The sequence below is a fragment of the Klebsiella sp. CN_Kp100 genome, from assembly GCF_040065315.1.
Taxonomy (GTDB): domain Bacteria; phylum Pseudomonadota; class Gammaproteobacteria; order Enterobacterales; family Enterobacteriaceae; genus Klebsiella; species Klebsiella oxytoca.
This window is the reverse complement of the sequence record NZ_JBEAIJ010000003.1, coordinates 56,696-76,300: the sequence shown is the minus strand read 5'-3', so window position 1 is coordinate 76,300 and position 19,605 is coordinate 56,696. Positions and strand designations below refer to the sequence as shown.

Genomic DNA, 19,605 nt, shown 5'->3' with positions numbered 1-19,605 from the left:
ATATCGTATGACCAAAATTATCGCCGTTACCGCTTGCCCCTCTGGCGTTGCCCATACCTATATGGCCGCCGAATCGCTGGAGAGCGCCGCTAAAGCCAAAGGCTGGCAGGTCAAAGTCGAGACTCAGGGCTCCATCGGCATTGAGAACGAGCTGACCGCAGAAGACGTCGCCAGCGCCGATATGGTGATTCTGACCAAAGATATCGGCATTAAGTTTGAAGAACGCTTTGCCGGTAAAACCATCGTGCGCGTCAACATCAGTGATGCCGTGAAGCGCGCCGAAGCCATTATGAACAAAATCGACAGCCACCTTTCACAGAATGCCTGACTGAATGCCCGGGGCGCGCCCTGCGCCCCGCAAAATAACATGGAGTTTGTCATGACCAATCGCACTCAACGCTTAAAAGATCGTCTGTTCGCCAACCCGCGCGAAATCTCACTCGAGCGGGCGCTGCTCTACACCGCCAGCCATAAACAGACGGAGGGTGAGCCGGTAATGATCCGCCGGGCGAAAGCGACCGCATGGATCCTCGATCATGTGCAGATTTCGATTCGTGATGATGAACTGATTGCCGGCAACCGGACCATCAAGCCGCGCGCCGGAATTATGTCCCCGGAGATGGACCCCTACTGGCTGCTCAAGGAGCTGGACCAGTTCCCGACCCGCCCGCAGGACCGTTTCAATATCAGCGAAGAAGACAAGCGCATCTATCGCGAAGAGCTGTTCCCCTACTGGGAAAATCGCTCGATGAAGGACTTCATCAACGCCCAGATGACCGATGAAGTCAAAAACGCCGTCAGCACGCAGATTTTTAGCGTCAACCAGACCGATAAGGGCCAGGGACATATCATTATCGACTACCCTCGCCTGCTGGAAAACGGCCTCGCCGCGCTGGTGACGGAGATTAAGGCGGTGCGTCAGCAGCACCCGCAGAACAGTTTTTATCAGGCGGTGCTGATCCTGCTGGAAGCCTCCCAGCGCCATATTCTGCGCTATGCGGCCCTTGCCGATGAAATGGCCGCCGATTGTGCTGATGAACAGCGGCGCAAAGAGCTGGAGACCATCGCCAACATCTCCCGCCATAATGCGGTACACCGCCCGGAAGATTTCTGGCAGGCCTGCCAGCTCTTCTGGTATATGAACATCATTTTGCAGTATGAATCCAACGCCAGCTCCATCTCGCTGGGACGCTTTGACCAGTACATGCTGCCGTACTATCAGGCTTCGCTGAATCGCGGCCAGGATCCGCAGTTTCTTCAGGAGCTGCTGGAGTCGCTGTGGGTGAAGTGCAACGATATCGTTCTGCTGCGCTCCACCAGCAGCGCGCGCTACTTTGCAGGCTTCCCGACCGGCTATACCGCGCTGCTCGGCGGCCTGACCGAGACCGGACGCAGCGCGGTTAATATTTTGTCGTTTCTGTCCCTCGACGCCTACCAGAACGTTCGACTGCCGCAGCCGAACCTTGGCGTACGCGTCAACGAACTCATCGATCGTCCTTTCCTGCGCAAAACCGCCGAGACCATTCGCCTCGGTACCGGCATTCCGCAAATCTTTAATGATGAAGTGGTGATCCCGGCATTTCTCAACCGCGGCGTATCGCTGGAGGACGCGCGGGATTATTCGGTGGTTGGCTGCGTTGAGCTGTCGATCCCGGGGCGCACCTACGGCCTGCACGATATCGCCATGTTTAACCTGCTGAAGGTGATGGAAATCGTGATGCTGGAAAACGAAAGCAATCCTGATATCACCTGGGATGGGCTGATTAACCAGATCCGCGACAAGATTCGCTATTACATTAAGCTGATGGTGGAAGGCAGCAACATTTGCGATATCGGCCACCGCGACTGGGCGCCGGTTCCCCTGCTCTCTTCTTTTATTGAGGATTGCGTACAGCACGGCCAGGATATTACCGCAGGCGGCGCGCGCTATAACTTCTCCGGGGTCCAGGGCATCGGCATTGCTAACCTCAGCGACTCGCTGCACGCGCTAAAAGGGATGGTTTTTGAGCAGAAACGGCTCAGCTTCGCTGAACTTATCGCAGTGCTGAAAGCCAATTTCCAGACGCCGGAAGGGGAAAAAATTCGCGCTCGCCTGATCAACCGCTTCGAGAAATACGGCAACGATATTGACGAAGTGGACAACATCAGCGCCGATCTACTGCGCTTTTACTGCAAAGAGGTAGAACAATACCAGAACCCGCGCGGCGGTCAGTTTACGCCGGGTTCCTATACCGTCTCTGCCCACGTGCCGCTCGGTTCGGTCGTCGGCGCCACCCCGGACGGACGCCTGGCGGGAGAACAGCTGGCGGACGGCGGGCTGTCGCCGATGCTCGGCCAGGACGTTCAGGGACCGACCGCGGTGCTCAAGTCGGTCAGCAAGCTGGATAACTTTCTGCTCTCCAACGGTACGCTGCTGAACGTCAAATTCACCCCGGCAACGCTTGCCGGCGACAGCGGCCTGAATAAGCTGGCCGACTTCCTGCAGGCATTCACCAGGCTGAGGCTACAGCATATTCAGTTCAACGTGGTCAACGCCGATACGCTGCGCGAAGCCCAGCAGCGGCCGCAGGATTTTACCGGTCTGGTGGTGCGCGTTGCGGGTTACAGCGCCTTTTTCGTTGAGCTGTCGCAGGAGATTCAGGATGACATTATCCGCCGCACCGCGCATCAGCTGTGAGGTCATGGAAACGCGCGCCGATAAGGCGCGCATTTTTAACATCCAGCGCTACTCTTTGAATGACGGTCAGGGGATCCGCACCGTGGTGTTTTTTAAGGGCTGCCCGCATACCTGTCCGTGGTGCGCTAATCCGGAGTCGATCTCGCCGAAAATTCAGACCGTACGCCGGGAGAGCAAGTGCCTGCGCTGCTCGCGCTGCCAGCAGGACGTGGTCGAGTGCCCCTCCGGCGCGTGGGAGCAGATTGGCCGCGACGTTACCCTCGATCATCTGCTTAAAGAGGTGCTGAAGGATGAGATCTTCTTCCGCGCCTCGGGCGGCGGCGTGACCCTGTCGGGCGGCGAAGTCCTGATGCAGGCCGAATTTGCCGCGCGTTTTCTGCGCCGCTTGCGCGAATGGGGGATCAGAACGGCGATTGAAACAGCGGGCGATACCGCGTTCAGCCGCTTTTTTCCGCTGGCTCAGGCGTGCGACGAAGTGCTGTTCGACCTGAAAATCATGGATGAAACGCTGGCCCGGGAGCAGCTGCGGATGAATATGCCGCGGGTGCTGGATAACTTCACCCGTCTGGTCGAAGCCCAAATCCCGCTTATTCCCCGGGTGCCGCTGATTCCGGGATTTACGCTTAACGAAGAGAATTTCCGCCAGATCCTGGCGTTTTTGGCCCCCTTTAAGCTGCGCGAAATTCATCTTCTGCCGTTCCATCAGTTCGGCGAACCAAAATATCATTTACTGGGAAAAAAATGGTCGATGTCGATGATTAAGGCCCCTGCAGAATCTGAGATTCAGCCATTCAAGACGCTGGCCGAACGGGCCGGTTTTAGCGTGACCATTGGCGGATAACGCCTGGAGGATGCTATGGATTTCAATATCGTTGCCGTCACGGCCTGCGTCAGCGGCGTCGCTCACACTTATATGGCGGCCGAACGCCTGGAAAAGGTCGGCCACCATGAGAAATGGAATATCAAAATCGAAACCCAGGGCGCGCTGGGGGTTGAGAACAAAATTACCGCTGACGATATTGCCCATGCCGATGTCGTTCTGCTGGTGACGGATATTGAAATTGACGATGCCAGACGCTTCAACGGCATCCGCACCATTAAGACCAGCATCAAAACTTTTCTGCTGCAGCCGCAGCAGATTGTCGAAGCGGTTAAATGCATTATGAAAAAGCCGGTGGTTTATATTGAGATCCCTTGAGAGCGGGAAATCCCGGAGGCGGCGCGATGCGCCTGTCCGGGCTACCGGTGCTCAGCGATTTTGTAGCCCGGACAGGTGCGCAGCACCGCCTCCGGGAACACCGTGTTTCGGCAATTTAATTTACGCCACCCCCAGCAGCCATTTCTGCGCGGGGGTCAAACGGCTGGCGGTTTCCGGCGTCAGCCAGCGCTGCTGATCCTGCTGCGCGGTATCCGCTCTGTCGATATATAAGCCGTGCAGCACCCGCCTTCTGCTGCCGACGCGGTTGCGCGTCCCGCCGTGCCAGGCGTGGGCGTTATAAATCATCACGCTGCCCGCCGGCGCGGCGAACACCACTTCATCAGGATGCGCCAGCTCCGGGTCGTCCAGCACCTCTTCCGGCAGCTCCGGACGCAAATGGGTGCCGGGAATAATGCGCGGTGCGCCGTTTTCAGCGCTCAGGTCATCGATAGCCCATATCGTATTCACCAGATGTACTTTCGGAAAGTCAGGACGCGGTTTTTTCCAGTCCGCATGCAGCGGCTGATGGCCGCCGTTAAATAACGCTTCCCGCGCGTTCAGGCTGGAGACTTTAAAATCGCCCTGAAAAATATACCGGCAGGCGGAAAGTATCAGCGGGTGCGACCAGACCTTTTCCCAAATCACCCCTTTATTAATCAGGTTGGCAATGCGCGTGGCGGTCGCTTCCTGGTGGTGTTCAATGGCCAGACTGTCGCCCTCTCTCTCGACGATGGCGTCGATAAGCTCGCGCATCGCTGCCAGCCACTCCGCGTCCACCACGTTATGCACGACGGTGTAGCCCTGGGTATCCAGTTCCTGTTTCATTGTCGGGCTCAGCGCAACATTCGCCCCCAGCGCATCCAGATAAACCGCAGATTGTTGTTCCATATTTCTATTCCTTAACTTATCGATAACACAAAACAAACTCTAATCTGCACCGACCGGGAATACATGAGGCCAAAACTACGAAAAACTGGACAAGCGTACGCGAGGAAGAAAAGTGTGATGGCTATCAAAATCCAGCTTTTTTCCTCTTTCTGTAGGGCAAACATTCGCGACCCAGCCTGACACAGAACAAATCACCACTGATAAAATAGATTATAATCAACAAGATAATTGTTCTCTTCTAAGGCGTACGGAATGATTGACGATCTGGCGGATATTTTAAATCGTTTAGTAAATCAGAAAGATAATCTGCACGTCAGATTCCCCGACCCGGATATCTCCGAGCCTGCGCTGGCGTTTAAAGTGCCCTTTCCGCGGCTGGAAATTGTGCTTGAGGGTGAACTTAAGGAGAGCGGGCTGCCGCTATCGGAGACGATGCTCTCCGCCTCGCAGGTGCTCTACGTTCAGGCGGGCAAGTGGACGCTGCCGGAGTGGACCGGGCCGGCATCGACGTTAAGCATCCTCTTTGGCCGCCAGAAGCTCGGATTCTGCGTTCAGTACTGGGACGGCAAGCAGCTGCGCACGGAAAAGCAGAACGTTGCCCGCCTCGGGCCGCGCGTCGGCTCCTATCTGCTGCTATCGCTTAATGAAATCTGCCTGCAGCCGGATGCGGTGACCGCCAGGCTGGTGGTCGCGGCCCTGTTAAGCCACTGCCTTGAGCAGTTGGTGGGGCTGGAGATGCGCGTCAGCCGCAGTCGCGATCTGTTTCTGGCGGTGCAGGACTATCTCGAAGAGCATCTCAGCCAGCCCCTGACCCGCGAGTCGGTGGCGAAACGCTTTCATATTACGCCCAATTACCTGTCGCATATTTTCCAGAAATCCGGCTCCGTCGGTTTTAATGAGTTTCTCACCCGCGTACGCCTGGAAAAGGCCAAAAAGCTGCTGCGCGGCTACGATCTCAAGGTAAAAGAGATCGCCCACAACTGCGGGTTCGTCGACAGCAACTATTTTTGCCGGGTGTTTAAACGCTACACCGAGCGTTCGCCATCAGAATATCGTCGCCACTGCCGCAGCGCGCAGCAGGGTTGACTCAGACGGCCCACTCGACCCGCCCGCGACCGTTATTTTTGGCCTTATAGAGGGCGTCATCGACCTTTTTAATGAACAGGTTTTGCGGTTCCCCTTTGTTACGCAGACCAACGCCGATACTGATCGACAGCGGATAGTCGTGGTTGATCAGGATCGCCCGGGCGTTTTGCAGAATAGCTTGCGCCAGTTCATCCACTTCCTGCGCCGTCATTCCGTCGACAATAATGGCAAACTCTTCGCCGCCAATCCTCGAAGGCAGCACCTTATCGCTGGTGAGCTTAGCCAGCTGCTTACCGAGAGCAAAGAGGACTTCGTCCCCCACCAGATGGCCCCAGGTGTCATTAATTTTCTTGAAGTAATCGATATCGACAATCATTAGCCCCAGCCTGCGTCCCTCCTTCTCGCGGATGGTGTCGATAAAGAAGCGACGATTAGGCAGTTGGGTCAGCTCATCCTTTAATGATTGGGAACGCGCATCAACGTACAGCAGATTGATGCGCTCAATAATTTTGTAGACCCCGACTGCGCTCAGCAGCATGCCGGACAGGCGCAGCAGATCTTCGCAGTAGTACCCCATCCAGCGCGGCTGGTGAAAGATTTCATCCATCAGATCGAACGTACCGCCGGCAATCCACAGCAGCAGTCCGTAGCGTACCCAGTTAACCGCCACGTGATTCATGCGCACTTTGGTGGAGCTCCAGAGCATAAACAGCAGAAATAGCAGCGCCAGCAGATCGATATACATTCCGGGATTAATCAAAATTTCGCGCCACGGCCCCAGCGGCGACGAGATATACGCGCACAGTCCGGTCACGGCGACGATCGCCAGCAGCGCCGGTAGAATATGGGTGCGGGAGATTGAAGATGAGGGTTGAATATGGATGTTTTTCTCGCGTTCGGGCATGGTCAGGTCTCTTAACAGCGCGGCTTGCCAGACTTTTAGCATAACAGCGCAGAGCGATTGAGCGAACTTTAAAGGCGCGCAGCCTGACGATGCGCAGCAGCGAGCAGAAGAGAGTGGACTGACCCCGCGGAATGTTCCAACCTACTACCAATCCATGGCGACGAAGTCAGTGGCGCGAATAATAAAGAGTTAACGCTACGAGGATGTGGCAATCGGTGCTGGGGGAAAGGCCTTTTCTGGACTCCGGGAGCGGTCTTCCATTTTTAGCCCGATGGCCGATGCTGAAGGGGCTGACTCTGCTATGCAAACAAGGCAGTACTGATGCAGTTTATAACGCTCTGGTCCGCCGCAGACTCAGCCTCAAGGCTATCTCGAACTATCAGCTTCAACGTTAACGCTGACGTTCAGTCTCTTCGCCTCCATGGTTATTATCTTCCGGGCAAGGGCCCTGTCGCCGCCGTGCACCCGATCTATCAGCGCCTGGACGATTGTCATCATAAGAAAGTGCTGATTAGCCGGACAGAAATCGGTCATATCAATCCCGCAATCCGCCAGCTGCTGGTGCGCATCGCGCTCTGTCTGCGCAATAAGGTCAGTCACTTGCTCTTTCATTTGTTCGACGCGCGCAAAAACCACGCGATTAATGATTTCGATTTGCTCAGGTGTAAAATTTTTGTCCATTATAATGCTCTCATCACAGTCTGAAGTAATTAATCAGCCAACCAGCCTCAACCCTTTCGCCACCACTCTTTTGAACTCTTCACAATGAACAGGCTCCGGCTGCGTGCAGCGCGCTGCGTGCTTCAGCCCGCGGCTTAACAGCTGCAGCTTGCGCACGGTGGCATCAATCTCTTTCGCCCGCTGGAGGAGCAGCCCCCGGTTAATCGTGACCCCGGCTTGCGAACCAAACATCGCGGCAAGTTCATCCAGCGTAAACCCTGCCGCCTGCCCCAACGTAATGAGCTGCAGTTTATTGAGCACATTTTGGTGATATTGCCGTCGTAAACCGTTACGGCCAACAGGCTGAATTAATCCTTTTTTTTCGTAATAACGCAGCGCGGAGGGATTTATGCCAGAAAGATCGGCAATTTCCCGGATATCGAGGGCTTTCATGGTTGACTTAAACCTCGCTTCAAGTTGCACACTGGCTACCAGCCTGACATGCATTGGAAAAGGAGTACACCCTGGAGACGATGATGGTAGTAAAAACGGTCATAACGGGTATTGGCGCGACGCTGATAATGGATCTCTGGTCATTCGGCCAAAAATACCTGCTCAAGCTGCCGCCGCTAAACTATGCGCTGGTGGGTCGCTGGATTGCATGGCTTTTCAGAGGAAAGCTTTGCCATAATACCATCGCTTCCACGCCGGCATTGCGTGGAGAGAGCGTTATCGGCTGGGTGTTTCACTACCTGACCGGGGCCATTTTTGCTTTTGTCCCGCTGGCATTGAACGGAACCGTCTGGTTAAACGAGCCGACGCTGACGGCAGGCCTGCTGGCAGGCGTGCTAACGTTATTTGCGCCGTTCTTGATTCTTCAACCCGCATTGGGCTTCGGCATTGCGGCGTCACAAACACCTCGCCCGTGGCTGGCTCGCTTGCTGAGCGTGCTTACGCACCTGGCCTGGGGATGCGGACTTTATATCACGGCTATGGTTAGCAGAGCATGAGGCCAGGGCGCTTTTCCGCTCAGCTTTGACGACGATGAAACTTGACGTTAAGCCAGCGGGCAAAAGCCAGAATCCTTTTTTCAAAGTCGGCCAGGTCTCCCTGAGGTTCATGACTCACTGCCAGCAGGTAATCCATGTCATCAGCTTTTTCAGGATAGCGGGCAATGAGCTTACCATGGTGCTCAGCAAGGGTGTCCGGCCAGTCTTTGTCGTACTCACTACGCAGGATACTGGTTGCGCGGATGATTTTGCGTGCGGCAGCGCGCTGCAGCTGTAACCCTTCATTCTTATCCGCGGATGAGCGTATTTGTGCCATGAATTTTTCCAGTACCGGCAGGAAATCCCCATTTAGGGCAACGGCGATAGCTTTTGCCGGTTTAAAGGGAGCAAACCGGCGGCTCAGATCTTCGCCGTACACGCAGACGCAATGATGTTTAAGCCAGTATCCCCAGCTCAGCGTATGATCCGGGTGCAGGACTTGCGGCAGCACACCGCAATCAAAATCGATTTTACTGACAACCGGATAGCTCTTTTCCAGTTCACGCTTAATCTCAGCGAGCCGCGCCGCTGTGGCCCGATCGGGGCGATCGTGGAATATCACGCTCATGTCGAGATCGGACTTGTCGGGCGTTGCTCGTCCTTGCGCCACGCTACCGTAAACATAAAGGCTATGCATCAGTTCAGGGAAGCACCGGGTTAGCGTTGCCACGACCCCGTCCACTACGCGGGCGAATTCGGGCTGCATTGCGTTCACTATTGGCAGGGCAATGTCGCCATTGCGATCGACAGCCATTCTTTCTCCTGTTTACTGACGGTATGCCCGCAACAACCTGCGGGCAGTACGTTGGCGCCTGACGGGCAAACAATATTATCTCGCGTTCGCCTTTCGCGCTTACCCAACGGGCTGCATTAATCAATAACCGCGATCCTCATTCAGCTTAGCCGGAGTGCGTGAGCGATCGCTGGCGCGCATTGCCGCATAGAGGGAGCATAGCTCCTGCAGGCTTTTGGTTCCCATACGCTTCATCAGCCGGGTACGCTGGACGCTGACCGTAGAGGGGCTAACCCCACGGATACGGGCAATATCATCCAGGGAATGGCCGCGCAAACTGAGCCGCATAATCTGTCGCTCCGCATGGGTAAAATTCAACCTGGTGGGCAAATAGGCCACGCTTTGGTTCTGCGCCGAGAACAGGCGCATCACCCTTAACGCCTGATGCAGCTCGTCTACCGTCAACCGCTCAGCTAAACAGAGCTTTAACAGGCCCGGAAACAGGCAGTTGATCGCCTCAAAATGGCGTTCGGAGGTGATGAAGATGGCGTAGTGCTCCGGCGGGTGGCGGAAGAAAAGAGCATAGATCTCCTGAATATCCATCCCATGGGTGACGTACATGCAGGCCGCATCGCTCTCTGCCTCCGTTCCCGCCTCATCGCTAAGCGCCTGCAGTATCTTTTCTACTCCATAAATAAATACACGATCCTTTCCATAAATGGTCATCTTGTAGCCCCGAGGTCACCGTCTTTTATTATCCTTCCACATGGACGTGTTTTTGTGAGTGTTATGTCGTCAGTCAGGCAGATCAATACCGCGAACCTATCCGTTTAGCTTTCGTTTAACTAAAGCACATCGCAAACATTAGCCCCGATTTAACCATTGATGCCGCCGGAGTATTTTTTAATTTTTAACAAAATAGACCCTTAAAAATATAGGAATAAGATTACCGTTAATTCAATTAAAGCCGTATATAGACCAAAAGAAAAAACACCAAAAATACCACAAACCCATGATTATAAATGTTAATTTTCTTTAGGATTATCTTTATAAATGTCATAAAAATTATTTAATCACTCTTTTAAATATTCAGATCTTGATCTCAAAACATCATTTCATTTTGTGTAAAAGTTATTTTCAATAAAATCACAAGCAGTACAAACTCGTCATCCCCGGGGAATAAAGAATAATGTGTGGTGAATCCCCCTAAGCGGCGGGGTCATGCTGAATAGAGGAATACCCTCATCGACGTTTCGTTTTTATAGACGGATCAGGAAGTCAGCGCCTGATTCACCGGGAGGCACCCGGCACCACACAACCATTTAAAAATTTCATTTGTATCGTTCTGCCTGCTTTACGGCAGTTCATTTCTTGTACCTTTGGAAAATAAAAAAAGTAGAGGCACCCTATGTTTCGCTCATTATTATTAGTCACAATTCCTTTCATCAGTATTGCTGCTCACGCGGTGACCTTTGATTATCGTCATGAAACGAATGACAAAGCCGGGAACAATCATAAAGATCGTCTGTTGATGTCTCACCGTTTTGCCAATGGCTTTGGCTTATCGCTGGAAGGAAAATGGAAAGGTTCGCAAGATAAGAATAAAGCCTATGATGAAACCGTGAGTAACGGCACCGAAGTGGTGGCAAGCTATGTGCATAAAATAAATAAGACCTTCCAGATTGAGCCCGGCTTCTCTCTGGATACCAGTTCGTCCTCAAATAACTATCGGCCCTATCTGCGCGGTAAAGCGAATCTGACCGACGATCTCAGCGCCTCATTGCGCTATCGCCCTTACTACAAGCGCAATTCAGGCAATATTGGCACGTCTAAAGACACCTCGGAGAACGGCTATAATCTGACCAGCGTTATTTCCTGGAAATTCCTCAAAGATTATCAACTGGATTATGAGCTGGACTATAAAAAAGCCAACTCCGCCGGGGTTATTTTAGCGGATAACGAAAGCTATGACTGGACCCATGATTTTAAGCTGACCTATAAATTTGATAAAAACTGGTCTCCTTATATGGCCATCGGCAACGTTTCCGGTAGTAAATCCACCGATGAACGCCAAACGCGCTATCGCGTTGGCGTGAAATATTCCTTCTGATAACGTCCTGTCAGTCAGATAAAAAATAAATAAGGGTTTAATTAAACCCTTATTTTCATTAAGAGGAAAATAATGAAGATTGCAAAAATCACCCTGGCATTGGGCGTTCTGAGTCTCTTCTCACTGAATGCGGGTGCCCAGGAGAACGAGCGCCTGAGCAGCGTAAAGCAGTTCGCCGACGTCGTGCTGGACAAAGCAAGCGATCGGTACGGGCATCACTCTCCCCTGCTGGCTAATGGCGTGGACCCACGCACCGGCAAACAAATGGAATGGGTATTTCCGGACGGTAAAGTGACCGTGCTGTCGAACTTCTCTGCCCAGCAAAACTTGATGCGGGTGCTGGTAGGGTTAAGCAACCTGACCGGCGAAACAAAATATAAACAGCGGGTCGCGGAGAATATACGCTACTACTTTGACCACTATCAGGATGCGAGCGGGCTGCTGCTATGGGGAGGGCATCGTTTTGTTGATTTAAAAACGCTGCAGCCTCAAGGCCCAAGTGAAAAAGAGCGGGTTCATGAACTTAAGAATGCCTATCCCTATTACGACATGATGTTTGCCGTCGATGACCAGGCGACCGCGCGCTTTATCAAGGCTTTCTGGAATGCCCATGTTTACGACTGGAAAACGCTGGAAACCAGCCGCCACGGGGAGTACGGCAAACCGATGGGCGCGCTCTGGCAAAGTGATTTTGTCCAACAGCCGCCCTTTTTCGCCACCAAAGGTCTGAGCTTTCTCAATGCCGGCAACGACCTGATCTACTCCGCATCGCTGCTGTATCAATACGATGGTGACGCTGGCGCACTGACGTGGGCAAAACGGCTGGCCGAACAGTACGTTCTGCCGCGAGATAAGAAGACCGGGCTGGGCGTATACCAGTTTACCCAACCGTTAAAACGCGCCGATACCAGCGATGACAGCGACACGCATTCGAAATACGGCGACCGCGCGCAGCGTCAGTTTGGCCCGGAACTGGGCCCGGACGCGCTGGAAGGCAATATGCTGCTTAAGGGCCGAACCAGTACGCTCTATTCAGAAAATGCGCTGATGCAGCTTGCCCTGGCAAAATCGCTCGGCAAAGACGGTGACGATCTCAAAAAATGGACTCTTGATGGCCTCAAGGCCTTCGCGACCTACGCTTACGATGAGCAGAATAATACCTTCCGCCCGATGCTGGCCAACGGCACGGATCTCTCCGACTACGCGTTAAAACGCGATGGCTATTATGGAAAAAAAGGGACGGTACTCAAAGCCTATCCGGCGGGAAATGAATTTCTTCTCTCCTATGCCCGCGCCTGGACGCTTGAACCGGATCATGCCATCTGGAAGGTCGCCCGCGGCATCGCGAAAGGCCAGGGGTTAGGCGATATCGGTGAACCCGGCGGCGCAAACCGCAGGCTGAATAGCCAAACGGAGAACCATCAGCCGTATGCGATTTTCGCGCTTATCGACCTGTGGCAGGCCACCGGGCTGCGGGATTATTTGACGCTGGCGGATCGCATCGGCGCGAACATCATCAACAAGCAGCGCCTCAACGGCTTTTTTGTCGATGATCCTGAGGCCGAATATGCCAGTATCGATAGTATCGCCCCCTATGCGCTTCTCGCCCTGGAAGCCGCCTTCCGCAACACGCCGGACGCGGTCGCTCCGTTCCTGAACGGCGCTGGATTCACGGAAGGCGCTTATCGGATGGCTGACGGAACCGTGCGCTACTCCACCCGAGATGACGAGCTGTTCAGGCTCAGACCCGGTGAGCAGCTGAAACCGAACGGCAAAAAATAAAACTGTGCCCCATCGCCAGCGGTGGGGGACCGTACCGCGACGGGACAGCCCGCGCAAGCACCGCGCCGGGCCGCCCGGCGCTTACTTCCCGGCATCCAGCGCCGTCACCGCGCGATAATAGGCCTCAATCGCCAGCGCCACATCGTCGGCGGTGACCGACTCGGCAGGATGATGACTGATGCCGCCTTTACAGCGGACAAAAAGCATCGCGGACGGCCAACGTTCAGCCATGGCGATAGCGTCATGCCCGGCGCCGCTCGGCAGGTTCAACGAACGCCCCTGCACCGCCTGCACCGCCTCGCTCAGTACCTGCTGCAATCCGCTATCGCAGGCGGTGGCGGCAATGCGGTAAAACTCTTCCGCGCTAAACTGCAGCTGGCGATGGGCGGCAATCGCCTGTGCCCCCGTCAGCAGCGTCTCGAGCAGCGCCTCGAGCGGCTGGTCGTGCGGTCCGCGAATATCCAGAGTCAGCGTAACGTCGCCGGGGATAACGTTAACCGCGCCGGGCGCGCAGCGCAGCGTGCCCACCGTGGCGACCAGGTTTCCGCCCTGTTCGCGGGTCAGAGACTCTATCTGCACCATCCACTCGGCGGCGGCGGCCAGCGCATCTTTCCGATGGCTCATCGGTACGGTCCCGGCGTGTCCCGCCTCGCCGGTAAAGCGGCAGTTCAGCCGACGCGCGCCGTTAATCGCTTCCACTACGCCTAAGGCCAGTCCTTCCTGCTCCAGGCACGGCCCCTGCTCGATATGCAGTTCCAGATACGCGGCGATCTCCTCCTGGCTGCGGGCGGCCAGGTGAATGCGCGCCGGATCCAGCCCGGCCAGCACCATCGCCTGCGCCACGCTGACGCCATCGGCATCGGTCTGCGCCAGCCAGCTCTCAGGCCAGGTACCGGTCAGCCCGCGGCTGCCAAGCAGCGTAATGCCGAAACGCGTCCCCTCTTCATCGCAAAAGCCGACAATCTCAATGGCTTTTTTCAGCCGTCGCCCCTGTTGATGCAGGCGATGCACTACCTCAATCGCCGCCAGGACGCCGAGCATACCGTCATAGCGCCCGGCGTTGCGCACCGTATCAAGATGCGACCCCAGCAGGATGGCCGGCGCGCCCTCCTGCTCACCCTCATAGCGACCGCAAATATTGCCGACGCTGTCCTGCCAGACGGTCATCCCGGCCTGGGTCATCCACAGCGCCGCCCGCTGGTTAGCCGCAAGATGCTGTGGAGAGAGATAAACCCGGGTCAGGGCGTCCGGCGTTTCGCTGATCGCCGCCAGCTCATCGGCGCGGGCCAACACCCTGGCCGCGGCCTGCTGCATATCCGCCTGCTGGCGTTGTGCTTGACTCATTGCGCGCTCTCGCTGCGATAGTGATCCCACGCGGCCTGCATCGCGGCGCCCTGAGTGGTCGGGAATTTGAGATAGTTAAGTACCGACTCCAGCGCGCTGAGCGTGGTCATCACGCAATCCTTACGCGCGTTGTAGCCCATGGTGCCGATACGCCACACTTTGCCGTGCAGCGGGCCGAACGAAGTGCCGATTTCAATGCCGAAATCTTCCAGCATCAACTTGCGTGCCTGGTCGCCGTTTATCCCCTGTGGGATGACGACGCCAAGCACGTTGTTCATCTTGTGTTTCAGGTCACCGAAGGTCTCCAGCCCCATCGCCTGAATGCCTTTTAGCAGCGCATCGCCGTGCAGCTTATGGCGGGCAATGCCGTTATCCAGCCCCTCCTGGAGGATCAGACGCGCGCATTCGCGGGCGCCGAACAGCGCGGTAGTGGCCTCGGTATGGTGGTTAAGGCGCTCCGGTCCCCAGTAGTCCATCACCATGCCGAGATCGAAATAGTTGGAGTAGATCATCTCCTCGTCGCCGTCGCGGTGGGCATCGGTGCGAATCCCTTCTTCGACGCATTTGCGGCGGCGAATCGCCTCCTCCATGCGCGCGCTGAGGGTAATCGGCGAGGTGCCGGACGGGCCGCCGAGGCATTTTTGCATCCCCGCCGAGACCGCGTCCAGCTGCCAGGCATCGGTTTCCAGCGGGTTGCCGCCCAGCGAAGCGGTGGCGTCGGTGTAAAACAGCACGTCGTAGCGGCGGCAGATCTCCCCCAGCTCCGCCAGCGGCTGCAGCATCGTAGTGGAGGTGTCGCCCTGCACCGTCAGCAGCAGGCGCGGACGAATACGTTTGATGGCATCCTCCACCTGGTCCGGAGTAAACACCTCACCCCACGGCACTTCAATGGTGTGCACTTCCGCCCGACAGCGGCGGGCGATTTCGCACAGCAGATGGCCGAAGCGGCCAAATACCGGCACCAGCACCTTGTCCCCCGGCCGAATAGCCGAAACCAGGATCGCCTCAATCCCGGCCCTTGAGGTTCCATCCACCAGCATCGTCCAGCGGTTTTCGGTACGAAATACGCCGCGGTAGAGCGCCATCACTTCGTTCATATAATGGGTCATCGCCGGGTCGTACTGGCCGATCAGCTGGCTCGACATGGCGCGCAGCACGCGCGGGTCGGCGTTAATCGGGCCTGGCCCCATCAGCAGACGCGCCGGCGGATTGAGTTGCGGAAACTGTGTCATGTCCATTTTTGATTCCTTATTGATTTAAGCCGCGCACGGATGAAATAAACTGCTTCAGTTCGCTGGTCTGCGGGTTAGCGAACAGCGTTTTGCTGTCCCCCTGCTCCCAGACGCGCCCCTGATGCATAAACACCACGCGGTCGCCCACTTCGCGGGCAAAATTCATTTCATGGGTCACGAGAATCAGCGTCATGCCCTCCGCCGCCAGCTGCTCCAGCACTTTAAGCACTTCGCCAACCAGCTCGGGATCCAGCGCCGAGGTGATCTCGTCACAGAGTAAAACTTTTGGCGACATCGCCAGCGCGCGGGCAATCGCCACGCGCTGCTGCTGACCGCCGGAAAGACTGGACGGGTAGTAATCCAGCCGGTCGCCAAGCCCGACCTTTTCCAGCATCCGCTGGGCCAGCTCCCGACACTCGGCGGCGCTCTTCTTCAGCACCCGACGCGGCGCCAGCATCACGTTTTCCAGCGCCGTCATATGCGGGAACAAGTTAAAGTTCTGGAACACCATGCCGATAGAGCGGCTGATCTCCCGCGCCTGCGAGTCGCGGTCGGTAATAGTCATCCCGCCGAGCTTAATGCTGCCATCCTGATAGCCTTCCAGGCCGTTGATGCAGCGCAGCAGCGTACTTTTGCCGGACCCGCTGCGGCCGATAATCGAGATCACTTCGCCCATATCGATATCCAGATCGACGCCCTTGAGCACGTGATTATCGCCGTAATACTTCTGCATCTGATTAATGGTGATGAGAGGCATTGAATTTGTTCTCCAGATAACGGCTGTAGCGGGACAGCGGATAACACAGAATGAAATAGCCCAGCGCCACCAGCGCGAAGACTTTAAACGGCTGATACGTCACGTTGGTCAGCATGGTGCCCGCTTTGGTCAGCTCAACGAAGCCGATAATCGACGCCAGCGCCGTGCCCTTAATCACCTGCACGGCAAACCCCACCGTCGGGGCGATGGCGATCCGCAGCGCCTGCGGCGCAACGACCCGATAGAGCGTCTGGCCAAAGCTCAGCCCCAGACAGCGCGATGCTTCCCACTGCCCTTTTGGCAGCGCGCGGATGCTGCCAAACCAGATATCGAGCAAAAACGCGCTGGTATACAGCGTCAGCGCCAGCGATGCCGCGGTCCAAGCCGAAACGTCGAGGCCGAACAGCGCCACGCCGAAAAAGGCAAGAAACAGCTGCATCAGCAGCGGCGTTCCCTGAAACAGCTCAACATAGCCGCGGATCAGGCGCTTTATCTGGCGCCCGCCGGTCATGCGCAGCAGCAGCAGCGGCAGCGTGACCAGCGCGCCGCCGAGAAACGCCACCAGCGACAGCAGCACCGTCCAGCGCCCGGCCAGCAGCAGATTGCGAACAATGTCCCAATCGGTAAAGGTGGTCATCATGCCTGCACCCCCAGCCATTTTCGTCCTGCCGCCATCAGCAGCTGGCGCATCGTTATCGACAGCACCAAATAAATTCCTGTCGTCACCAGGTAGACCTCAAAGCTGAGGAAGGTGCGCGACTGGATCAGGTTAGCGGCAAAGGTCAGCTCTTCATAAGAGACCTGCGACACTACCGACGAACCGAGCATGACGATGATGCACTGGCTCACCAGCGCCGGATAAATGCGCTGCAGCGCGGGCGGCAGAATCACCTGAATAAAGGTCTGCGTCCGGGTCAGCCCCAGCACGCGCCCTGCTTCCCACTGCCCCTTCGGCGTGACCTGAATACCGGCGCGCACGATCTCGGTACTGTAGGCCCCAAGATTGACCACCATCGCCAGCAGCGCGGCCTCGCCCGCCGTCATCTTTAGCCCCAGGTTCGGTAAGCCGAAGACGATAAAAAACAGCTGTACCACAAATGGCGTGTTGCGAATCAATTCGACATACCCGCCCCAAACCCGGCTGAACCACGTGGGCCGCCCGCTGCGGATGGCGGCGCCGAAGATGCCAATCGTCAGGCCACCGAGCGTCGCCAGCACCGTTAGCTGGATGGTCACCCACAGCCCCGCCAGCAGCTCCGGCCAGTGCGGCCAGAGCGCAGAGAAATGAAGTTGCTCCGTCATGCCCGGACCTTATGCGCCGAGGCTGGCAGGCAGCGGCGCTTTCAGCCATTTCTCGGAAAGGCCGTTGAGAGTGCCGTCTTTTACCCCCTGCTCAATCAGCGCATCCACTTTCGCCTTCAGGGCCGGTTGGTTCTTTTTCAGACCAATAAAGCACGGCGAATCTTTCAGCATAAAGCTCGGCACCGGCGCTTTATCGGCGTTCTGCCGGGCGATGGCCGCCACCACCAGGTTACCGGTAGCCACATACTGCACCTGACCGGAAAGGTACGCCGACAGCGTGGTGTTGTTGTCTTCGTAGCGCTTAATCTGCGCCTCTTTCGGCGCCACGCTGGTCAGCACCATGTCTTCCACCGCGCCGCGGGTTACGCCAACGCTTTTACCGCTCAGCGCCGCCGAGTCTTTCAGCTCAGCGCCTTTCGCGCCAAATACGCCGAGAAAGAACGGCGCGTAGGCCCGGCTAAAATCGATCACCTTCTCGCGCTCGGCGTTTTTACCCAGGCTGGAAATCACCAGATCTACCTTATCGGTTTGCAGATAAGGCACGCGATTGGCGCTGGTCACCGGTACCAGCTGCAGCTTGAGCTTCATCTCTTTGGCAAGATAGCGCGCCATATCGATGTCGTAGCCCTGCGGCTGAAGGTCGGTGCCCACCGAGCCAAACGGCGGGAAATCCTGCGGCACCGCAATGCGGATCACGCCGCGTTTTTCGATATCCTGCAGCTGGTCAGCTTTCGCCGCCGAGAGGTTGGTTAACAGACAAGCGGCCCCGGCCAGCGCGATCAACAGTTTCTTCATGATATTTACCCGTTACGTTAGCATGAAACAAAAGATTCTTTAAAGTCACTTTTGCAACTAATGTGCCAGATAAATTTATGCACTGCGCCATCGGCAACGCTTCGCTTAAAGGCCAGTAAAACAAGAGAAAGAGAAGAGTAAAGAGGAACCAGCGGCGCTGATTCCTGCATATTTCATTGCACCAAAACCATGCAAAGCACCACGCTGGCGCCCCATCATCGCTGTTCCAGCTCATCCAGCTGCTGGTAGAGCGTGGCAATATCGTGAATGCGCGGGCGACCTTTATCGAGAATTTCATGTAAAAAGGCGTTCGACAGCAGATTGATCAGGCTGTTGACCGACGCGTAGCTGTCGTAGGCCGACACGCTATCCAGCGGCGCGCAAAGCCGCCAGCGCGCCAGCGGAAACAGACCGTGGGCCTGCGGCTCGCACATCAGCAGCACCGGAATATCGCTGCTCTGTAGCTGCTGCAGCAGAGGGCGAATGATTCGCGGGCGGCGGCGGAATGCCATCACCACCACCAGGTCGTCGGCGCTGAGATCCACCAGTTCCTCGCTCAGGCTTTGTCCGGGCTGCGGCAGCACCAGTACCTGCCCGCGCGCCTGCAGTAGCTGCTGACGCAGATGCAGCGCCGCAGGATAAGCATTACGCATGCCGACAATCACAATACGCCGGGCGGCGACCAGCGCCTGAATCGCCTCGGCGAACTGCTGAACATCCAGCGCGTTAACCCATTGTGTCAGGTTGGCCATCTCCTGTTTATAGTGGCGCGCCAGCAGAGTATTGCCCTGTACCGCATCGCGATTGTCGGTCAGCGGCATACCGCTCTGGCGCAGGGTACGCAGCTCATCGCGCATATCCTTATACTTCTCATAGCCCAGGCGCTTAAACAGCCGGCTGACCGTGGCTTTTGACACGCCGCTAAGCTGCGCCAGCTCTGCGCTGTTGTAGCTAATCAGGTCATCAAAATGATCGAAAATAAAATCCGCCACCCGCTGCTCCTGCGGCGATAATGACGGGTACTGCTCTTTCAGGCGTTCATCAAGCTGTTGCATAAGACCTCTGTAACTTTCGTTTCACCGCATCAT

The 19,605-nt window shown here is 56.2% G+C and carries 21 protein-coding genes; 8 read left to right on the top strand and 13 right to left on the bottom strand.

Going from position 1 to position 19,605, the window contains the following annotated elements; genetic code table 11:
* Positions 1 to 7 precede the first annotated feature (7 nt).
* Genes ABLV12_RS03405 through ABLV12_RS03390 form a run of 4 tightly spaced genes read left to right on the top strand, consistent with a single transcriptional unit; the run spans position 8 to position 3,875 of the window.
* The gene (locus ABLV12_RS03405; RefSeq protein WP_004100938.1) at positions 8 to 328 is read left to right on the top strand and encodes a PTS fructose-like transporter subunit IIB; all 321 of its coding nucleotides are present in this window, start codon (positions 8 to 10) and stop codon (positions 326 to 328) included.
* Between the two features lie 51 nt (positions 329 to 379).
* Entirely contained in the window at positions 380 to 2,677 is a 2,298-nt protein-coding gene (locus ABLV12_RS03400; RefSeq protein ID WP_064396765.1) for a formate C-acetyltransferase, read from the top strand.
* Positions 2,643 to 3,518 carry a [formate-C-acetyltransferase]-activating enzyme gene (locus ABLV12_RS03395; protein WP_004100933.1) on the top strand — a complete coding sequence of 292 codons (876 nt, stop codon included), beginning with the start codon at positions 2,643 to 2,645 and terminating at the stop codon, positions 3,516 to 3,518. Before ABLV12_RS03400 ends, ABLV12_RS03395 begins: the two co-directional genes overlap by 35 nt.
* Positions 3,519 to 3,533: 15 nt before the next feature.
* The gene (locus ABLV12_RS03390) at positions 3,534 to 3,875 is read left to right on the top strand and encodes a PTS fructose-like transporter subunit IIB (RefSeq protein WP_004100931.1); all 342 of its coding nucleotides are present in this window, start codon (positions 3,534 to 3,536) and stop codon (positions 3,873 to 3,875) included.
* Positions 3,876 to 3,995: 120 nt separating this feature from the next.
* On the opposite strand, the gene ABLV12_RS03385 is transcribed toward ABLV12_RS03390, so the two are convergent.
* Positions 3,996 to 4,763 carry a phytanoyl-CoA dioxygenase family protein gene (locus tag ABLV12_RS03385; RefSeq protein WP_004112048.1) on the bottom strand — a complete coding sequence of 256 codons (768 nt, stop codon included), beginning with the start codon at positions 4,761 to 4,763 and terminating at the stop codon, positions 3,996 to 3,998.
* Between the two features lie 252 nt (positions 4,764 to 5,015).
* Between ABLV12_RS03385 and ABLV12_RS03380 the strand changes: the two genes are divergently transcribed.
* Positions 5,016 to 5,849 (top strand): AraC family transcriptional regulator, encoded by an 834-nt coding sequence (locus tag ABLV12_RS03380; RefSeq protein ID WP_064396764.1) that lies wholly within the window; start codon positions 5,016 to 5,018, stop codon positions 5,847 to 5,849.
* Position 5,850: 1 nt separating this feature from the next.
* Here ABLV12_RS03380 and ABLV12_RS03375 read toward each other — a convergent pair whose 3' ends face one another.
* The 3 genes from ABLV12_RS03375 to ABLV12_RS03365 all read right to left on the bottom strand — a co-directional run bounded on the left by ABLV12_RS03375 (position 5,851) and on the right by ABLV12_RS03365 (position 7,866).
* The gene (locus ABLV12_RS03375) at positions 5,851 to 6,753 is read right to left on the bottom strand and encodes a GGDEF domain-containing protein (RefSeq protein WP_016807385.1); all 903 of its coding nucleotides are present in this window, start codon (positions 6,751 to 6,753) and stop codon (positions 5,851 to 5,853) included.
* Positions 6,754 to 7,119: 366 nt separating this feature from the next.
* Positions 7,120 to 7,434 carry a hypothetical protein gene (locus ABLV12_RS03370; RefSeq protein WP_004100922.1) on the bottom strand — a complete coding sequence of 105 codons (315 nt, stop codon included), beginning with the start codon at positions 7,432 to 7,434 and terminating at the stop codon, positions 7,120 to 7,122.
* 33 nt (positions 7,435 to 7,467) lie between these two features.
* The gene (locus ABLV12_RS03365; RefSeq protein ID WP_004100920.1) at positions 7,468 to 7,866 is read right to left on the bottom strand and encodes a MerR family transcriptional regulator; all 399 of its coding nucleotides are present in this window, start codon (positions 7,864 to 7,866) and stop codon (positions 7,468 to 7,470) included.
* Between the two features lie 83 nt (positions 7,867 to 7,949).
* On the opposite strand from ABLV12_RS03365, the gene ABLV12_RS03360 reads away from it, so the two are divergent.
* Positions 7,950 to 8,423, top strand: coding sequence for a DUF2938 domain-containing protein (locus ABLV12_RS03360; protein WP_004100918.1), 474 nt, complete (start codon positions 7,950 to 7,952; stop codon positions 8,421 to 8,423).
* A gap of 19 nt (positions 8,424 to 8,442) precedes the next feature.
* On the opposite strand, the gene ABLV12_RS03355 is transcribed toward ABLV12_RS03360, so the two are convergent.
* Together ABLV12_RS03355 and ABLV12_RS03350 are read right to left on the bottom strand one after the other, a co-directional pair.
* The gene (locus tag ABLV12_RS03355) at positions 8,443 to 9,216 is read right to left on the bottom strand and encodes a nucleotidyltransferase domain-containing protein (RefSeq protein WP_348866775.1); all 774 of its coding nucleotides are present in this window, start codon (positions 9,214 to 9,216) and stop codon (positions 8,443 to 8,445) included.
* A gap of 120 nt (positions 9,217 to 9,336) precedes the next feature.
* Entirely contained in the window at positions 9,337 to 9,921 is a 585-nt protein-coding gene (locus tag ABLV12_RS03350; protein WP_064396757.1) for a LuxR C-terminal-related transcriptional regulator, read from the bottom strand.
* Positions 9,922 to 10,603: 682 nt separating this feature from the next.
* Between ABLV12_RS03350 and ABLV12_RS03345 the strand changes: the two genes are divergently transcribed.
* Entirely contained in the window at positions 10,604 to 11,305 is a 702-nt protein-coding gene (locus ABLV12_RS03345) for an oligogalacturonate-specific porin KdgM family protein (RefSeq protein WP_004100915.1), read from the top strand.
* A gap of 72 nt (positions 11,306 to 11,377) precedes the next feature.
* Positions 11,378 to 13,087 (top strand): pectate lyase, encoded by a 1,710-nt coding sequence (locus tag ABLV12_RS03340; RefSeq protein WP_064396754.1) that lies wholly within the window; start codon positions 11,378 to 11,380, stop codon positions 13,085 to 13,087.
* An 81-nt stretch (positions 13,088 to 13,168) separates the two neighbouring features.
* Here ABLV12_RS03340 and hpxK read toward each other — a convergent pair whose 3' ends face one another.
* The 7 genes from hpxK to hpxU form a co-directional block, all read right to left on the bottom strand.
* Positions 13,169 to 14,431 (bottom strand): allantoate amidohydrolase, encoded by a 1,263-nt coding sequence (gene hpxK / locus ABLV12_RS03335; RefSeq protein ID WP_064396752.1) that lies wholly within the window; start codon positions 14,429 to 14,431, stop codon positions 13,169 to 13,171.
* Positions 14,428 to 15,669 (bottom strand): alanine--glyoxylate aminotransferase family protein, encoded by a 1,242-nt coding sequence (locus tag ABLV12_RS03330; RefSeq protein ID WP_004100908.1) that lies wholly within the window; start codon positions 15,667 to 15,669, stop codon positions 14,428 to 14,430. Before ABLV12_RS03330 ends, hpxK begins: the two co-directional genes overlap by 4 nt.
* 10 nt (positions 15,670 to 15,679) lie before the next feature.
* Entirely contained in the window at positions 15,680 to 16,420 is a 741-nt protein-coding gene (locus ABLV12_RS03325; RefSeq protein WP_004100907.1) for an amino acid ABC transporter ATP-binding protein, read from the bottom strand.
* Complete coding sequence (locus ABLV12_RS03320) at positions 16,401 to 17,057, bottom strand: amino acid ABC transporter permease (protein WP_064373104.1); 657 nt, start codon at positions 17,055 to 17,057, stop codon at positions 16,401 to 16,403. Before ABLV12_RS03320 ends, ABLV12_RS03325 begins: the two co-directional genes overlap by 20 nt.
* Positions 17,057 to 17,722 carry an amino acid ABC transporter permease gene (locus ABLV12_RS03315; protein ID WP_049095551.1) on the bottom strand — a complete coding sequence of 222 codons (666 nt, stop codon included), beginning with the start codon at positions 17,720 to 17,722 and terminating at the stop codon, positions 17,057 to 17,059. Before ABLV12_RS03315 ends, ABLV12_RS03320 begins: the two co-directional genes overlap by 1 nt.
* A gap of 9 nt (positions 17,723 to 17,731) precedes the next feature.
* Entirely contained in the window at positions 17,732 to 18,517 is a 786-nt protein-coding gene (locus ABLV12_RS03310; protein WP_160887648.1) for a transporter substrate-binding domain-containing protein, read from the bottom strand.
* Positions 18,518 to 18,732: 215 nt separating this feature from the next.
* Positions 18,733 to 19,572, bottom strand: a complete 840-nt coding sequence (gene hpxU, locus ABLV12_RS03305) for a MurR/RpiR family transcriptional regulator HpxU (RefSeq protein WP_004100902.1) — start codon at positions 19,570 to 19,572, stop codon at positions 18,733 to 18,735.
* Positions 19,573 to 19,605: the final 33 nt, after the last annotated feature.

Coding starts and splice junctions, on each gene's coding strand:
- ABLV12_RS03400 (WP_064396765.1), top strand. CDS start 380: ATGACCAATCGCACTCAACGCTTAAAAGATCGTCTGTTCGCCAACCCG.
- ABLV12_RS03355 (WP_348866775.1), bottom strand. CDS start 9,216: ATGGCTGTCGATCGCAATGGCGACATTGCCCTGCCAATAGTGAACGCA.
- hpxU (WP_004100902.1), bottom strand. CDS start 19,572: ATGCAACAGCTTGATGAACGCCTGAAAGAGCAGTACCCGTCATTATCG.
- ABLV12_RS03340 (WP_064396754.1), top strand. CDS start 11,378: ATGAAGATTGCAAAAATCACCCTGGCATTGGGCGTTCTGAGTCTCTTC.
- ABLV12_RS03390 (WP_004100931.1), top strand. CDS start 3,534: ATGGATTTCAATATCGTTGCCGTCACGGCCTGCGTCAGCGGCGTCGCT.
- ABLV12_RS03365 (WP_004100920.1), bottom strand. CDS start 7,866: ATGAAAGCCCTCGATATCCGGGAAATTGCCGATCTTTCTGGCATAAAT.
- ABLV12_RS03360 (WP_004100918.1), top strand. CDS start 7,950: ATGGTAGTAAAAACGGTCATAACGGGTATTGGCGCGACGCTGATAATG.
- ABLV12_RS03330 (WP_004100908.1), bottom strand. CDS start 15,669: ATGGACATGACACAGTTTCCGCAACTCAATCCGCCGGCGCGTCTGCTG.
- ABLV12_RS03315 (WP_049095551.1), bottom strand. CDS start 17,722: ATGACGGAGCAACTTCATTTCTCTGCGCTCTGGCCGCACTGGCCGGAG.
- ABLV12_RS03375 (WP_016807385.1), bottom strand. CDS start 6,753: ATGCCCGAACGCGAGAAAAACATCCATATTCAACCCTCATCTTCAATC.
- ABLV12_RS03325 (WP_004100907.1), bottom strand. CDS start 16,420: ATGCCTCTCATCACCATTAATCAGATGCAGAAGTATTACGGCGATAAT.
- ABLV12_RS03345 (WP_004100915.1), top strand. CDS start 10,604: ATGTTTCGCTCATTATTATTAGTCACAATTCCTTTCATCAGTATTGCT.
- ABLV12_RS03395 (WP_004100933.1), top strand. CDS start 2,643: ATGACATTATCCGCCGCACCGCGCATCAGCTGTGAGGTCATGGAAACG.
- ABLV12_RS03370 (WP_004100922.1), bottom strand. CDS start 7,434: ATGGACAAAAATTTTACACCTGAGCAAATCGAAATCATTAATCGCGTG.
- ABLV12_RS03405 (WP_004100938.1), top strand. CDS start 8: ATGACCAAAATTATCGCCGTTACCGCTTGCCCCTCTGGCGTTGCCCAT.
- hpxK (WP_064396752.1), bottom strand. CDS start 14,431: ATGAGTCAAGCACAACGCCAGCAGGCGGATATGCAGCAGGCCGCGGCC.
- ABLV12_RS03350 (WP_064396757.1), bottom strand. CDS start 9,921: ATGACCATTTATGGAAAGGATCGTGTATTTATTTATGGAGTAGAAAAG.
- ABLV12_RS03310 (WP_160887648.1), bottom strand. CDS start 18,517: ATGAAGAAACTGTTGATCGCGCTGGCCGGGGCCGCTTGTCTGTTAACC.
- ABLV12_RS03320 (WP_064373104.1), bottom strand. CDS start 17,057: ATGACCACCTTTACCGATTGGGACATTGTTCGCAATCTGCTGCTGGCC.
- ABLV12_RS03385 (WP_004112048.1), bottom strand. CDS start 4,763: ATGGAACAACAATCTGCGGTTTATCTGGATGCGCTGGGGGCGAATGTT.
- ABLV12_RS03380 (WP_064396764.1), top strand. CDS start 5,016: ATGATTGACGATCTGGCGGATATTTTAAATCGTTTAGTAAATCAGAAA.